18 protein-coding genes are annotated in these 15,903 nt (G+C 44.6%); all 18 read right to left on the bottom strand.

Annotated elements, in window-relative coordinates:
• Nucleotides 1-3: 3 nt before the first annotated feature.
• The 18 genes from ACUYLD_RS08455 to ACUYLD_RS08370 all read right to left on the bottom strand — a co-directional run bounded on the left by ACUYLD_RS08455 (nucleotide 4) and on the right by ACUYLD_RS08370 (nucleotide 15,902).
• Complete coding sequence (locus ACUYLD_RS08455) at nucleotides 4-633, bottom strand: phage distal tail protein (RefSeq protein ID WP_446674785.1); 630 nt, start codon at nucleotides 631-633, stop codon at nucleotides 4-6.
• 32 nt (nucleotides 634-665) lie between these two features.
• On the bottom strand, nucleotides 666-806 hold the full coding sequence (locus tag ACUYLD_RS08450; protein ID WP_017427672.1) for an XkdX family protein: 141 nt from the start codon (nucleotides 804-806) through the stop codon (nucleotides 666-668).
• Nucleotides 803-1,264 (bottom strand): hypothetical protein, encoded by a 462-nt coding sequence (locus ACUYLD_RS08445; protein WP_446674933.1) that lies wholly within the window; start codon nucleotides 1,262-1,264, stop codon nucleotides 803-805. The genes ACUYLD_RS08450 and ACUYLD_RS08445 overlap by 4 nt, the downstream gene beginning before the upstream one ends.
• Before the next feature lie 13 nt (nucleotides 1,265-1,277).
• A complete protein-coding gene (locus tag ACUYLD_RS08440) occupies nucleotides 1,278-3,608 on the bottom strand; it encodes a hypothetical protein (protein WP_446674784.1) in 2,331 nt (776 codons plus the stop codon).
• A gap of 9 nt (nucleotides 3,609-3,617) precedes the next feature.
• Nucleotides 3,618-4,028, bottom strand: a complete 411-nt coding sequence (locus ACUYLD_RS08435; RefSeq protein WP_446674783.1) for a phage tail fiber protein — start codon at nucleotides 4,026-4,028, stop codon at nucleotides 3,618-3,620.
• Nucleotides 4,029-4,040: 12 nt separating this feature from the next.
• Nucleotides 4,041-4,595, bottom strand: coding sequence for a phage tail domain-containing protein (locus ACUYLD_RS08430; RefSeq protein ID WP_014599917.1), 555 nt, complete (start codon nucleotides 4,593-4,595; stop codon nucleotides 4,041-4,043).
• A complete protein-coding gene (locus tag ACUYLD_RS08425) occupies nucleotides 4,595-10,009 on the bottom strand; it encodes a transglycosylase (RefSeq protein ID WP_446674782.1) in 5,415 nt (1,804 codons plus the stop codon). The genes ACUYLD_RS08430 and ACUYLD_RS08425 overlap by 1 nt, the downstream gene beginning before the upstream one ends.
• A 92-nt stretch (nucleotides 10,010-10,101) precedes the next feature.
• Nucleotides 10,102-10,245 carry a hypothetical protein gene (locus ACUYLD_RS08420; RefSeq protein WP_179085966.1) on the bottom strand — a complete coding sequence of 48 codons (144 nt, stop codon included), beginning with the start codon at nucleotides 10,243-10,245 and terminating at the stop codon, nucleotides 10,102-10,104.
• Nucleotides 10,246-10,387: 142 nt separating this feature from the next.
• Nucleotides 10,388-10,726: a hypothetical protein gene (locus ACUYLD_RS08415; protein WP_446674781.1), complete on the bottom strand. Its 339-nt coding sequence runs from the start codon at nucleotides 10,724-10,726 to the stop codon at nucleotides 10,388-10,390.
• Between the two features lie 66 nt (nucleotides 10,727-10,792).
• Nucleotides 10,793-11,578 carry a hypothetical protein gene (locus ACUYLD_RS08410; protein ID WP_446674780.1) on the bottom strand — a complete coding sequence of 262 codons (786 nt, stop codon included), beginning with the start codon at nucleotides 11,576-11,578 and terminating at the stop codon, nucleotides 10,793-10,795.
• Between the two features lie 44 nt (nucleotides 11,579-11,622).
• Nucleotides 11,623-12,069, bottom strand: a complete 447-nt coding sequence (locus tag ACUYLD_RS08405; RefSeq protein WP_446674779.1) for a hypothetical protein — start codon at nucleotides 12,067-12,069, stop codon at nucleotides 11,623-11,625.
• Nucleotides 12,070-12,080: 11 nt separating this feature from the next.
• Entirely contained in the window at nucleotides 12,081-12,515 is a 435-nt protein-coding gene (locus tag ACUYLD_RS08400) for a hypothetical protein (protein ID WP_346834515.1), read from the bottom strand.
• Nucleotides 12,512-13,090, bottom strand: a complete 579-nt coding sequence (locus ACUYLD_RS08395) for a hypothetical protein (protein ID WP_446674778.1) — start codon at nucleotides 13,088-13,090, stop codon at nucleotides 12,512-12,514. The genes ACUYLD_RS08400 and ACUYLD_RS08395 overlap by 4 nt, the downstream gene beginning before the upstream one ends.
• Nucleotides 13,087-13,662: a hypothetical protein gene (locus tag ACUYLD_RS08390; RefSeq protein WP_446674777.1), complete on the bottom strand. Its 576-nt coding sequence runs from the start codon at nucleotides 13,660-13,662 to the stop codon at nucleotides 13,087-13,089. The genes ACUYLD_RS08395 and ACUYLD_RS08390 overlap by 4 nt, the downstream gene beginning before the upstream one ends.
• The gene (locus tag ACUYLD_RS08385) at nucleotides 13,662-14,096 is read right to left on the bottom strand and encodes a hypothetical protein (RefSeq protein WP_446674776.1); all 435 of its coding nucleotides are present in this window, start codon (nucleotides 14,094-14,096) and stop codon (nucleotides 13,662-13,664) included. The genes ACUYLD_RS08390 and ACUYLD_RS08385 overlap by 1 nt, the downstream gene beginning before the upstream one ends.
• A complete protein-coding gene (locus tag ACUYLD_RS08380) occupies nucleotides 14,086-14,475 on the bottom strand; it encodes a hypothetical protein (protein WP_446674775.1) in 390 nt (129 codons plus the stop codon). The genes ACUYLD_RS08385 and ACUYLD_RS08380 overlap by 11 nt, the downstream gene beginning before the upstream one ends.
• 17 nt (nucleotides 14,476-14,492) lie before the next feature.
• A complete protein-coding gene (locus tag ACUYLD_RS08375) occupies nucleotides 14,493-15,506 on the bottom strand; it encodes a major capsid protein (RefSeq protein WP_113050254.1) in 1,014 nt (337 codons plus the stop codon).
• Between the two features lie 15 nt (nucleotides 15,507-15,521).
• Nucleotides 15,522-15,902, bottom strand: a complete 381-nt coding sequence (locus ACUYLD_RS08370; RefSeq protein WP_113050255.1) for a head decoration protein — start codon at nucleotides 15,900-15,902, stop codon at nucleotides 15,522-15,524.
• Nucleotide 15,903: the final 1 nt, after the last annotated feature.

Here is a 15,903-nt window from a genome sequence, read left to right as displayed (position 1 = left end):
CTCTTAATATAAGAATTTATCTCGGTGTGTAATACGGAACAAAACCGTCCGGCCTGTCTCTGGGTCTGTCCAGGTCAGGTTGTTGTTACCGAGATTCAAATCGAAAAAGTCGCCATTATACAAATGGGAAACATTCTGACCATTCCTAGTAATCTTGAATTTACCAGAATCAATGACAATGACTTCTCCCGGCTTGAATGCGTCTGTAAATTCGATGAAATCCGTATGGAACTTGGACAGCTCCGCCGACATCCTTCCTTCACCGGACATAGGCACAACCTGCGCTAAGATTTCACGGATATACACAGCATCAGTTATACGTCCCTCGCCCGACATCGGTACAGCTTCCAAGGCATATTCACGGACAAAATCAGCCTGCGCCTGACCTTCACCGGACAGATTAGCCGCTGCTGTCATATCTAAATTAAAGTCCAATATATATTCAGTGACCGTTCCCGGCTCTGTGACATTGAAGGCCATTAGGTTAAAAGCATTGTCGCTATCGACTCCGTCCGTTTCTATCTTTCTGGAATACATTTGTCCGGAACCAGAAAGGGATGCAGAAAGGTCAATAATGTTCCCCTCTACATCTCCTGTATTAAAACCAAGGCTATTAAATCCACCATTAAACATAGCGTCCTCCTAACTTGCTAAGGAAACTTTTCCTACGCAAAGTCCAAGCCTGTAATGGTCTTGTATTCTTCCGGTGTGATTTCCCCAAAACGATTCGTCTCTGTGATTACTGCACCCTTCAACTTCTCTGCGGTTACCCAGTTCAATTTAAAAGCAAGGCTCCAGAAATTCATGATTGGTTAGCTCCCTTCAAGTCAATGATTTCAAGTTTAGCTGCCGCTAGTTCTGCTCCCATGCCGGCTAAAAGTTGGGTTTGCTGCATAGCCTGAATCTTCAGCTCCGCAAGCTGCTGGCCTACAACTTCCGATGCATCCTGGACTTGATCTGTTGGTTTGGTCAGCTCCGCTATCTCTTCAATCGTCAGGCCTTCTTCCCATGAAAAGGTTTCTAAGTTAAAGCGAAACCCTTTATGTTCGGTCACATATGCGCTAAATCCTTCTGGAAACGGCACCCCGACGATGTATCCGGCTATTACTGGTTCCTGTGGTGCGTTCGTAGCGTCTTGCTCGGTTTTCTCAAATTCTTGTTCTGAGTTGTCCGAATAAAAAGGGACGACACCATTAAAGGCATCGTCCACTACTTCATCTTCTAAATAGAGGCCGTCTTTATTTACTTTAGGTACTAATTTCATGTGTTGCCCTCCTTTATTGCTCGGCTAGATAACTTATCTGGTATAGTGATAGGTTCCCGCCAGAAACTGCATCCACTGACACTGTGCCATCCAGATTAACGACAATAGCGGATGCTTTAAGGTTGGTTCCCGCCAAGCTAGAATCGTAGCAAATGAATAAACTGCGTTGTGAAGGCCTGTATCCTAGGGGCAACTTAAAAATAGCCGTCGCCTGAGCCGTCGCCCCACCGTTTATCCATCCCCTCATGTGGACAACACCTGAACTATCTTTATAATAACCCGCTGCGTATGGGACCCCTCCTCCACCAATGACACTACTCCACCCATTCAGCAGTGTAGGCGTAAGCCATGCAGGGTTATCTTTGTCAGCCTTCTTATTCTCAAGCACACTCACACGCGCTGTGTTTTGCTGCACACTGTCCACCAAGTCCGTCAGCAGCGTCTTTTCATTGGCTGCGTAAGAGCCTGTTAACGGTACGACTGGCGACTTGTCCAGCATCAGGTAGGTGGTACTGTAGGATGCTACTGGATCGTAGTTACTTGCTTTTATAACTGACAGTTGCACACCATAAGCAGCGGTATTGCTGATAATCTCAAACGCCTTATCGGATATGCTGTTCCTAAAAACATTTAAAATCCTCTCGGCTTTATTGCGTAAGGCAGAACCAGTTAACGTTGAATTATTAACTTGGTAGTTTCCACTTGTGCTTTCGTATGAGGGTTTCGCGGCTTCGCGCAACACAATCCCCGTACCTACTTCAACTTGGTTATCGCCGTCAATAAAAGATAACTGGCCTTCGCTAATGATAGGCTCAACAGTAGGCGTTGCAAGTTGGTATACGAGTTTGTAAGGCGTGTATCCTGCATAGGATGCTTGCGGCACGGATTGTGTAAAATTAGTTGCTCCAACCCGTTGAACCCAATACTTAGTTCCTGTACCATTCCATGTCGCCGTCGTGGCTGCTTGAGCGGTGGCAGGAGTAATGGTGTTAGCGTCATACGCCTTATATCCAAAAAAGTAGGCTTTGATGTCGTCCTGAGTAGGTGAATAATTGTCTCCCCATCCGCTGTCTGCAACAGGAATAGCTATGTAAACGTCTCCAGCTGCGGTGACTGCGTTTGTGTCGGCTGTGTTGCCTGTACTCCCTTGGGGTACTATCTTACCGTCAAACTTCGTCACAATACCGCTTGCAGCCACAGCGCCAGCCGCTAGACCTACCACTTTCACCTGTCTGACCCCAACACCAGCAGCTGCGTCACCGATCACCCACGCTCTGTTACCATCAAGCGTTAATCCTTGCCACTTCTTGGACTTGAAGTATTGACCATCACGCTCAAATACAGTATCTGCATTAGCTCCTGTAACTGGATCGGCGTACAGGTCTGTTTGCAACGCCAGCATGGAATCTTCGCGCGGTTTGAATGGTTTGGCTGTGCTGCCGATATTTATGGAAACATCGCGAAATACAGCCGTACCCATTGCGTCAATGTCAAGCCCTACGATAACTCTTAAATATGATGTGTTCGCTGGCGTTGTGAAGGTCTTAACCATCGTTTTTGTTCCGTTCGATGTTGCGAACGGTCCAGTCGTGAAGTCTGCCAACACTTCACCATTCTTCCCAATAGCTTGAACATTCCAGTACGCCCCCGCTCCAACAGTCCCACCTATGTTAGACACATCAACCGTTACCGATAATGTATAATCTGTCGCTGGTACCGCATTGACGTTATACGCCTGTGTATTAAATCCCGATAACCCTGCCGATTTAGAAAGTGTTATCTGGTTAGGACCTGTAATCCTTGCTGTGCCTGCCTGTGCAGTGGCGGTCCATTCATAAAAGCTCGGTAGAATGTTTTCACCGTACCGTATCACATACGGATTACGTACACCGAATAAACCTTTTTGACCTTCATAGTCAATTACCGTTTTACCTGTTAGTCCTGCTAAATTAAATACAGTCTGCTTGTCTGTTTTTACAATTTGGACACCTGGTTGTAATGTAATGGGTTTACGAGATTCCGAGTTTGCTTCCTCATGCAAAGCTTGGATATTGTTTATAGCTGCTCTCCAGTCTGCCGCCGTGAAATTACGGGCGATTCGTGCACCAACAGGCCAAGCACGGGCAACACCTTCAAAACCGCGTACACAGCCTTTCAATACGTTATCTTCCACACTTGTATACGTAATCGTCTCCGCTGCATCACCATTGCCCAAAACGGCAATACCTTCGCCTTGCAGCAGCACGGACGCATTAGCAACAGTTATTTCCGTTTGTTTGTCCGTAATCAATTCAGTCAACTCTGTTTTAGGAGAATTCACCACTGGTGGATACATTTTTTCCACGTTTCACACCTACCCTTCGTCTACTTTAATTTGCCCAGCCAGAAACCTGATCGTGTCATTTGTCTGGACTGTGCGCGGTGTTTTGACAGCACCGTGATAGACAAGATTGCCCCCGGTTGCTGCTGTCCGAATGCCTATGTGTGTTATCAATCCCCAATCTGTTCCAGCGATAGGAAAAGAGACATCCCCCACGCTGGAAGTAACGGCTCTACGATCCACTATAACTGGTTCTGAGAACGTCACAGCACGGCGCGTATAGCCTCCACCGCTTACCTCCTGCCCTGTATCCGCATCGGTTGGACTACTGGTGTATAGGGCAATGTATAGCGCTTGAGGAGAAGCAAAGTTAATCCCACGCAAGGCCGCATTAATACAGGCTGTTTTCCACCAGTTCGACTTACTTAGTAATATGTCTGCCAATATAAAGACCTCCTATTCTACTTGATACTCATTTGCGATACGGAAATTCCGTATGTCGTTATTACCGATGTTAGTCAGGACGATAATAGGACTGGCTCTTTCATCTCCTGTAGAAATGACCGACACTGTTTGTGGCGATTGAGTAATGATAACTTCTTTGATATTCTCATCGCTTTCCGGGAACGGATGCTCCCCCATTTTGATTGGTATGGTAAGCTCCCCATCCCAAAGTATCTTTTCAATATCCAGAGTTCCTGCGTACCGTCCTATATACCTTCTTCCCGGCAAATCAGAAAATGTAAATACGATATCCCCTTTTTTGGCATTAAAAAGAGCCGCCACTTGGGCGACTCTCCTATGGTAATCAAGGGTAGTATCATCAGCCATTAGGACGCATTCGAGATTGATTAACCGCGCTCCATACGTGCTGCCAAAATCCAACTCTCCATCCCTCTCAGCTATCTCAAGGCTATGGTCTTTTGTTGGGGGTAACACAGGTATATTGTGAGTTTTAAGCCCTAATCCAATGGATTTAAAGGATTTCCCATCCACCGTAGCGTCTATCATTAAGACTTGCCTCCCCTCGTTTGCAACCTCCGTACAAAGTTGTCCCTTTCGCTCCAAAACACCTTTGCTGCGGATTCGTCTTCAATATAAGTATCACCTGATTTTATTACGAACTGGTTGCTGATTTGCTGCGGATTTGAACCGCCCGAAGCCATTGGCATTGAAAAATCAGGCATAGAGAAATTAAGTTTCGGCATCTTAAAATTGATAATTTTCCACAAGTTGCTCTGTTGTTGACCATTCAAATACATTTCCCCTTCACGGGCAATGACGGGTACCTCTGCTCCCTTCTGGCCTTGAACGATCCCGCCAGAATGGAATTTTTGAAGTTTCCCTGTATCCTTCTTAATGCCATACTTATTCCGCAGAGCAGCATTTTCTTCGTGCAGCTTGCCCTTCTCAGCAGTGCCTGCCGAGTACCATTTATCAATATTGGAATTATATCGCGCCAAGTCACTGTCTTTTTCAGAGATTGAGGAACCTGTATCCAAAGAAGCAGACAACGAGGTTGCATTAATTTCAGCCATTTTCATCTGATAATCAGCAATAAACTGATCCAACTGACGCAAAATCTCCGCGTTCTTTTCAGTTTCTTTTGAGATTTGAGTATTTTTTAAATCTTCTGCTTTGGATTCAACTCCGTCTGAATACTCATCGTATTTTTCAGCAAGCTGATCATAATGCTGTTTGGCAGCTTCAATCTGGTCATTGTAGTCCTTTTCCCGTTCAGTCTTCTCGTCTTGGAGCTTCTTCTTCTGATCCTCCAATCCACGCTTAGCAAGCGTCCGGTTATGTTCCCGCTGCATATCTTCAATATCTTTTTCAGTCTGTTTCCGTTCAGCTATACCTTCGGGACCCACAGCAGACTGTAGCAGGGCAAGGCGCGCTTGTTTCTCCGCCATTGCACGTTCATAATCCTCGTCTTCGTTAGCTGTCTGCATTTTGGCAAGCAAGTCATCTATGGCCTTAATTTTAGCGTCCTGAGCCTCGATAAAAGCATCCCGTTCCGCCTCAATCCGCTTTACTTCATCATCCCGAGTCTTTTCAAGTGCTTCCTTTTCCTTCTTGGCAGCTTCGGTAGCAGCCTTCTTCTGATCCTCCAAAAGTTGCTTCTTCAAATCATGGACCTGTACATCAATTTCCATCCGTTGTTCTGATCCTTCTTTGTAAAGAGCCTGCATTTTTGTCCATGCATTAAGCTGATCAGAAACAGATATGGCTTCCATACTCTTCTGGTAATTGATTCTTTTTTGGAAGTCTGACAAAAACTCATCTTCCAGAGCTTTACGTTTCTCGTAAATCTTCTGCTGCAACTCAAAACTCTGTTCGGCGGTACGATCCTTTGCCTTACTCATACGCATATAAGCGTCATATTCCATTTTGAGGATAGAAATTTGGGTTTGCCCTGCCATCTCCATTTTGGAAGTTTCTTTATCAATCCACTTCTCACTGTTTTGATAACGAAGCTCATTGTATTTGACGGTTAAATCATAGATTTGTTTGGCAATCTCTCTACGGTTAGCAGGAAGAAGATAATTTTTATTTTGCTCCTTTTTGTAAAAGTCCAGGCTGGTTTTAACCATTTCAATTTCCTGTTTATTGGCCTGTCGCATACGTTCGGTTCTTCGCTCTAAGTTCTCAACATCTTCCTGATACCTGGAATCGTTCAGTTTCTGAACATCTCGGCTCCATTGCTTCATTGCATCCTTATCTTCGATAAGATATTGCTTATGCCGCTGAGCCAATCGTTTGTATCCTGCAACCTGTTGGTCTATAGACCATTCATTTCGTTCAGCGATGTACTTAAAGTTATCAATGTCGTTGTCATAACTATCTTTTCGTGCCGCTGAAGCGTCCTTAGCTGCTTTTTCGGCTGCACGCTCCGCATCGCTCTTGCCTTTTTTGCCCCCGCTTCCCTTCTCTTTTTTTGATCCAGAAGAACTCACACCAAATTTAGGGTCATTATATAGTTTGGTTAGAGCATTGATACGAGTGTCATATTCCTTCATATCTTTCTCGTATCCACCATATATTTCGCCTATGTCTTTTTTACTCTTCTCCATGTTTTTCTTATCTTGATTTAGTTGGTTTTGAAAAGGGGCACTTAGGAAAGATTTCACTCCAGTCATGTTGTTTAGCTCTTTTTGTTTATTAAAAACATCTAATGAACTTTGAGCCATAACTCCGTTCAATCTAGCTTTCAATTCAGCAAGACTTTTAATCGCCCCAGCCTCTTTAATGTAAACTGCAATACGGTCATCAGACTCAAGTTTTGTACTTAAACTAGAAGCTTTTTCTGACTTTAGATCGTCTATAGCCTTTTGTATTTTAGCTTTACGAACAACTTCAATTGCATTCTTTTCGAAGGCCCACCCCTCAGATGTTTTGTAAATCTCTGAAGCTAATTGAGGGTATTTGAGTATTAACTCTGCCGCAGCTTCTGCGTTCATGGACTGTTTATTGGCCAGATCATTTAAAACAATATTCATCTCAGAAATAGCCTGACCATTGCCCTGAATCTGCTCTCTTAAATCAGCAAGGGCTTCCTCCTGTGATTTAACACTTTCGGTTGCTGTTCCAGCTTTCCCTGCAAATTGATCAGTTTCAACAGTTGCTTGGCCTAAAGCGACTCCTACTTCTGTTACAGATAAAGTAAGCTTATTATTTTCTTGTTCTAACGATTTGATTTTTTCTTCTAATTTGGCAGCGTCTTCTTTGAATTCCCCTGTCCCTAAAAAATCTCCAATCGGATTAGCAATGATTTTCTTTACTCGTTCCAGTTCTTTGGTGGCTTCTGTGATTTCATTTATTTTTTGCTTTTGTTGGTCCAGTAATTGCGATTGCTGATCTTTCAATACATTTTTTCGGGCTTCATTCTGCTTCTCGATGAGTTTGTTCAAAGCTGCGACTTGCACCTGTACAGCTTCATCGGTATAACCAGCAGCTTCAAGTTGCTTAGCTCCTTCTTTTCCAAGAGTGATGACCAGCGCTTTTGAAACCTCTTCGAGTTGTTTTTTTACTTGTGTTTCCTTTTCTGCCGAGCCAGTGCTTAGTTTAAGTGACTGTTCAAGAGAACGATGCGCATTAGCTAATTTAGGTACTAATTCAATCTGTCTTTGATATTGGCTAACCATTTGTTGAGATGCCGAATCTTCATCTTTTAAGTTCTGGATTCTATCACGAGCAGCCTTTTCTTCTTTACCACTATTCATGGCAACAAGCGCAATTGCGCCAACAAGCAGACTCAATCCTGCCGTTGCTGCTGCTGTCGTCACTGTCGCTGTCGCTTGAGCAACAGACAATGATTTCGTAGCTACTGTAGCTCCTTCAGTAGCCACTATTAACGCTCCTTGTGCTACTGTAGCCCCTTCGGTAGCGGCGACTCTCTGAACTGTTGAAAGAGTTGCTCCTTGTGAGGAAACGATATTAACGTTATTAGCTACCGTATTAGCGCCAATAGCAGCGGTTTCCGCTGCCTTCGCTGTGGTTAACACTTTCACAGCAGCAATTACACTCATGATTGGGCCGCTCAGGGCTTTATAGGCAAGCAGTAGACCACCGATAGCTGCCGTTCCCTCAAACGCGCCGGAAGGAAGTTTTGTAAGCCCGATAAGTAGTTGGTCAATTGCATCCAATACATCCTTGATCGTTCTTCTCAAACCATCATCACCAGCATTGTTGAATATTTCTAACAACGAAGCCTTGGTTTGAGCTGCTTTACGCTGAATGGTATCCATCTGAACTTTCAAGTATTCCATTGTCGATCCGGTAGAACCGATAGACGCTGCTGTACCTAGCAAGATATCCCCTGCGTTTAAGGAAGCAGCCAATTTAGCATATTGATAGACACCGCGTGAAATATCCGCGTATGATTTTGTAAGATCATAATTCTTGTCGATTACTTTGGTCGACAACTCTAACAGAATGTCTTCTGCCCTTTTCCACTGCTCTGTACCATTTACAACTTCTTTTGTTTGAACTCCTAATCTCTCAATCTCTGCGACGGCTTTATCTGTACGGATTGTACCCAGAACTGTCTTCCACATGTTACCTAGATTTTCCCCGCTCAGCGCCGTGTTACGTATACCAGCTGAAATCAAGCCATTCATAAAGTCAAATGAAACGCCAGTTTCCGCCGCTATCTTACCTGTCCGTTCAAAGGCAGCTCCCAAGTCTCTAGCCGGGGCCATCGTGTCATGGGCAACCTTGGACCAAGAATCCAGTACGCGTCCACCAAGCACCATAGCGTCATTGCTGTCCTTGATTTGTACACCGTACTGAGCAAAGGTAGACTCCATAGATTTCGTCGCATCTTCCAAGGATACAAGGTCTACAGTACTGAGCATTGTGGACTTACGTACCATCTCTTGAACAACGCCTGCATCCTTATACATCCGGCCCCACAGACGTGCTGATTCGGTAACATCCATGATTTCTGAACCAAGATCATGAGCCGTCCGGATAAACTTGGTTGTCTCGTCGTGCAACTTCTCAGTGTTCATCACCATTTCCTTAGTACCCTCGTTGTACTCAAGGAAATAATGCTCATTCGTCTGGACGTAGCCTGCCATATTAGATTCAATGCCGACTATACCCTCTCTTAAAGCTTCCTGTACTTTATGCATAGCTGCATATGCCGTGTGGAATACAGCGGCATGGGTAGCCATATCACCAAGCTTGCCTATCCAACTTGGCGTAATGTTAAAGGTTTGCTTCATCTGCGTTTCGGTTTGGCTTAATGAACGCCTGATTTTTTGCTCTTCCTGAAGAACCTTCTCTCGAACTTGTGCCTCCTTCTGCTCTCTGGTCCGTAAAGCATTAATCCAGAACTTCTCATAGTCTTGAGCGTTCTTCCTTGCTTGCTGTGCTTCCTTATCCGCCATTTGTTGCAACTTCATACGGATAGCCTGTTCTTGCATGAGGACACGTTCACGCGTCTTATCATCCGTTCCTGCCCCGGAAACTTTAGCGGCTTTCTGTCCGGTTGATGTCGCCTTGTTTTGTAGGGCTTCCATCCGCTTTAGATGCTCTCGTTCCTGTTGCTCAATTGCATCCTCACGCTTTTTTACAATGGCCTGCTGTGCTCTAAGCTTCTCGTCGGTTACCTTATTGGCCTGATCTAATTGATTCTTCCGTGCCGTATTTAATTCGGCCTGTGCAGTACGTTGCTTAACAAGAGCTTCGGATTCAGCAAGGATCTTCTTCCGTCTGTCCTCTGCTGAAAGAGCAAACTTGTCTGCGCTACTGGCTAAGGACTTGAAATTCTTCTCACTTACTCCTAATTCAGCATTCAGTATTTTAAACGATTCGGCATTGGCTCTTGCTCCACTGTCGATAACTTTGAACGCCGGAAGTATCTTGCTAGTGTCCAGATTTATTCGTGCGCCTACAACATCTTTATTTAAGTCTGCCACTTAATCCACCTCACAAATGGTTCAGGAAAAGTTTCCTGACCTAAATACAGAAAAAGAGGCATCCTGCATGATTGCGGATGCCTCTTAGTTTTTTACTTTGCGAAGAAGCCAAGATCAGATAATGACTTGACCTTCTTCGGCTTTTTATTTTCCACCTTACCACCGTGGAGAATGATTTCAAATTCCCGGTTTCTGTTCTTGGCCTTCATCAGCGCTCTAATCTTTGGAATAGTCATATTAGGCCATTCTGAATCTGAAATACCATTACTCACGCATAAAGCCCAAAGTTCTAACCAGTCCGTTTCATGCTCATCCTCGACAGGGTTAGACTCCTCCTGTTCATCTTCCTCATCTGACTCTTCATCTGGAGGAAACGACTCAGAATAGAAATCGGTCTAACAAATCATCCAGTTCTGCAATACCGTCTTGGTCAATCTGTTCGTACTCTTTTTCCGTTATTTCCTCAACCAGCACGAGATTAAACGCCTTTTTGTACGTTTCCTCCACTTTAGGCCAGTCAACAGCCTCCCGTTCCTCGGTAGCTTCCCATTTCTTTCGACCGATAGAAAACGAAAACTTGTGTGCTACACCGTCCATCTCTTCACGAACCTGACGAATCAATGCAATGGTCCCGATCTTCACATGCTTTTTGATGCCCTCTGCCAACCGAATTTCTGAACCTATATTAAGCGTTTTATCCAATTGTTTGTCTGTCATTTAAGTTTCCTCCTCAATGTATGTAACCCCCTACCTTTAGTGGTAGAGGGTTGGGTTAGTAATTAATTAGATACCGAAAATGATTTCTACTGCATATCCATTAGGATTCTCAGGTGTGATATCCGGCTCCATAATCTCCAGCGCCAATGTATTGGTGGTTGGCTTTTTGCGCTCTTGGGACACGTCCAAAGTCCCGCCGCCGAGAGCCTTCCAAATAGTGAGCTGGCAAGGGACTTCTTTGCCGTTCCGATCATCGGTTAATGAAAAGCGATGTACCAGTTTAAATGGTTTCGGACGGCGTTTACCGCTTAAGCTACTTCTTGTAGCATTCTCCTTTGACCATTTGAACGTAACAGTGATTAACTTCCCTTCGTTTGCAACATCAGATGTAATTTTACCCTCGGTAATTACATACTGTTCTGCTGTTGGAGCAGATGCTACACGAGTCAGTTCAGTGAGTTCTCCTGAGGCAGTATCTTTTAAATACACACGGTCACTCTTAGCGATAAAAGTTCCGCTATACTTTGAAGGCGCTTTTAGCTGATAACCATCCGTAGCAGTCAAGAATCCTTGCTCCACTTCGTCAAATTGAACCGTACCTTTTTCTGATTCGGCCCCTTGAGACAACTCAGCGAGGATGTCTGAATAACGAGGAACCTCCATAGAGGCTTTATCCCCTAAATCCTTAGCAGTATAGTGGAATGCATATCCACTATCGCCGCCCATTACTTTGTCCCAATCAAACTGCAATTGCAAAGTTACTTTAGTGATTTTATCATCAAGAAACTTGAGCCTTCCGCCTTCTTCATAGACCTGCGCTGACCCCACGCCATCAAATACTAAAGGTTGCATATAGTTTCATCCTCCTTATGTGTGAACAAAAAAGAAATGATCAGTTATTTGACCAGTTCCCATAAACGCTTATCAATTTCTGCAATACGACTGTACTCTTTGGTTAGCTTGTAACCCTGTTTTGGATTCCAGACACCCATAATACCCAATCCTTTAGCAAGCGTGATTTTTTCAGCAATCAGCGTATCCCACTCGGTAGGTTCTGGTTTAGGAGGATTCGGTTGAGTCCAATTCAATTCGGATTCATAAGTTGTACCAGCAATAGTAACTACATTGAATTTGTACTTCTTGGTTGCATTTGCTTCACTAAACCATAGAGTTTCCTGATCATCCGGTTCAATTTTAACCCCATCTTTTTCAATACTGGATACGTTGGTTCTAGCCAAAGAAACTCGCTTTTGTGTTGAATCCAGCAGCTCATATTCAACGTGGTTAATACCGTTATGATCACCGGATCTCCCGGTTACTTTCCATACTGCTGCTTCTGCCATTTAAGTTCACCTCAATTCATTCTTAAGTAATCAACATCGAAAATTGCTTTGTACCCCTTGGCCCCTTGGATGCCAGTAGCAAAATCTGAGTCATGGGACAGCACACAAAGATAGGACATAAACCCCTGGGCAAACAACCTTTTTTCGTGCAAGGTTTTGAATGCTCTTTCAAATAGAAGCTTTGCTTCATATGCTGTCTTACCGTAAAAGTCGATACAGAACTTACCTTCGAACACCAGTGGATTAGCGGCATATCGTCCCGGCATGACATATTGGCAGATATGTGGAACTGTATCCTTTGAAACTGTTATCTCAGGCTCCATGCCTTTCGTAAATCGTTTCACGACCTCAGCAGATGGTGATGAAGGAGTAAGCTTCATCATGTTCATAAGCTCTGTATCTGCCTTCAAAGCACCCTGAACAGCGTCAATTAACTGTAAGCTCACTCCTTTACCTCCTTGAAGTATCTGTGATACGGAAACTCGGTTATGACACGGCTAATACCGTCCAAGATACGCTTGCGGTTGGACTGGATTGCAATACGCAAAAAGTAGGTTGGTGGTGTGGCTCTAAATGAAGGATCAATATCACCGCGCTCCGCAAGCTCCTCCAAGTCTACTCCAGCATACCCACCACCTGATTCCCTCATAGTTCCGTCTATCGCTCGGTACTTACCACGGGAACGACCTACAATTATACGATCACCTTTGGACCTCAGACGGTTCCATGCTTCGCTGTTCATGTAGGTCACCAATCCGGGGTTTTGGCTGCTGTCTGCCATCTTGGAGCCTTTGCCAAACTGTTCAAGCCATGCTTGCCAATAATCGGCGGTGATATCTCCTGAAATCATTTGATTAGCAAGCACGAACATGTGCATCTCTAAATGGTCCCGAACTGCTGGATAGTACCGTATGCCGCTTTTGGCTGTCAGCATGACCAGTTTCGTTAGCCCAGTAATTTCAACAGCGAGCTTATTCTCCAGATCCTTCGCCGCTTTTACTGAATCATACCCTGTAATCATCGGCGGTCCTCTGAAAGCTGGACGTGCAGCAGATTAGGATACTTCATCCTATCAACTGCATCTACCTGGTATGTCTTCCCGCCCATAACGATTCGGTCAGGAATAGCAGTAGTTGCCTCCTCTGGCCTCTTTACATCAACAGTCGTTTGCATCTGCAAAACAAATACGGTACTCGATAGTAATCCCGGTTCCTGCTGCCGAAGTTGCGCTGTAACATACTGTGCAAAGCAAACAACATCAGCAGCGACCGATGTAAATTCAGCATCGCCCACCGGATTATCGTTTGCATCATAAGCTTGCTGGTATCTTTGCACCTCGATTAAAGCATTCGTTTTAATCAGAGAGCAGTACTTGTCCTTCTCAGTTGTTGTACGTAGAGTCTGTACCAAATAAGACGATTCGTTCTGAACTATATCTCCCGGCTTTACAAATGATTTCGAAGAAAACAAACCATTGTACATATACTCTTTTCCGATAACCGTTGTGGCTTTCGTTTCCCTAGACAATATAACGACATCGGGCTCACCATTGACAGTACAAGGTGAATGCCTATGAGCGAAGTCTTTAAACATTAGTGACGCCGCCTTTCTCTCGCCCGGGTCGGCCCAGCTACACCGAATACCGGAACATCTGTCCCTTGCTGTACTATTGATATGGACTCGATAAACTCATAGGCTTCATCAACAAGCTGAACAGCGTACTTTCTCCAATCAACAACCTGATTTTCAAAAGAGAAGTCAAAGTCCTTTTTAGACTTCTTGATTCTCGCTGTCATGGAAGGGGCCAGTATGGCAGCAACCATACAAACGGCTGCTGCATACACATAAGTTTGATCATCACCAGTTAACTCAGCATAATCAGGAACGGCTTTTACAATCCTCGATTCTCCAATGGGCAAAACAGAAAGAGCGTCTATGTCAGCATCGGATATTACATCCTCACCAACGCCTAGACGCCCTCTAATTTCCTCATGATATGTTTCTGTAATGAGTATCTTATTTGCCATCTGCTGCACCGCCAGCAGCACTGATAGCCTGTTTCAATTCTTCAATACTCATTTTGGTGTATCCGGGTATTTTTAATTCCTTAGCTGAAGCTTTCAATTCTTTCAACTCACCATCGGACTGAAGAATATCAATTTGCTCAAGCAATTCTGTCTCTCGCGCTTTGGACTGTTCTAATTCGGCCTGAAGTTGCAACTCCCGTTCTGAAGGAGAACCATCAACAGCCCCGTTATCATCTACAATTTCCGCAAGCAATTGTCCGGTTGCCGCATTACGAATTTCTTTCTTTGCGATATCTACAAGACCGTCAGGGGCATCTGTTACGATGTCCCCGGCATTGTATTGTCCAACAGCATCAACCAATACTTTTACAGTTGTCATAAATTGAGTTCTCCCCCTTACGCCACTGTAGCGAAGATATGCCAGTTGACGTATTTCAGCCGCGGCAGCACAGTCGCACCATTGATGACTTGCCATTGATCAGGGTCACCTTGAATCAGTTTGGTGAGAGCAAATTTCCCAGTATGGCCTGTAAAAATATCCTCATAGTTATTTGGACTTGTAACAAGATCCATAATGGAGCCTGTCATGCCTTGACCGATGATAATTACGGCATTATCAGGAATAAACGGGTAGAACGTCCCGGTATCATCAATGTAGCCACCATCGTAAACTTCATACTGAAGCCCGCTCAAATTTTGGCTGACAATTTCAGAAAGTGAGCCATCAGTTACAACATCCTTGCCATATGTGTATCTAATCAATTCGCGAATTTTCTCATTTTGCTTCATGTAGCTGTCTACCTTTTTATTGGCCAGAATCTTAACTCCTCTTGCACCACTTCCCCGGAATAGAAGGAGCCACTCATCCAAGTTTTTCAGCGGATCAGCGGTTGCCGTATTGCTCCAGAGCACATCTGCCGTTGGCTTGTTAGTGGCAGGGACGCCGTAATCAATCGTTCTGGCAGGTTTGTTTGCTGTTGCTGGAACGATAAGGTTGCCGGTCAGGGACTGCCAACGCATCCACTCAAAACGTGTCTCAAGCCGCACATTCAAGTTGACCAGTTGATCTACCATATACTCCTCTGCCCACTGTTGCTGCAAGTTATTACCTGGCTTTCTCAAAGTGGCAATCTTTTCACGATCAATAATGGACTTTTCTCTCCATTCCTGGTTCGTGAAGTTCATATGTTTCACCACAGGAGACGTATGAATTGGTGAAGGATCATTCAGCCCAGTAGCAGGTGTCATCCCCGTGTCGTCATAAGTAACGTCATATTCGATGGTGAGTCCAAGTTCAGGTTTGAAGTCAACGCCATTTGTCAGTAGTTGAGCCCCGCGAAAACTGTTAATATCCGTCCGAATGTTCTGGACGACTTCCGTAAGGAAATATGGATCAAGTACGTTTGCCATGTGTGATTATCCCCCTTATACAAAGTAGCAAAGCTTCAGCGCTGTTTTAGCTGCCGCATCAATGCCTGTCAATTTAGATGATTCGAAAATGCCTGCAATCCATGCGGATGCGCCGATATCAGAAAGAGTGGTATCGTGGTCATTATCCAGAATGCACAAGGCTACTTCGGAACCATCGGTTGCCGAAGCGCTGTAAGCCACTGCCTTGTCTTTATCCGCCCCAGCCGCTGTGATCCTGCCGATAACCGTCCCTTTTTTCAAGATTCCTTGTCCTTTTTTCAGCAAAATCCCTCCTGGGAGTTTAGCCTGAAGGTCAGTAGACGCAAGTATCTCCGTAAACTCTTGAGTAATAACCTGTCCGGGACCAGGAGCACCATTATATTGAGATTGCATCATA

This window comes from Paenibacillus sp. SER-28 (assembly GCF_052906305.1).
The sequence above is the reverse complement of the archived record's forward strand: the minus strand, read 5'-3'. Positions and strand labels throughout refer to the sequence as shown.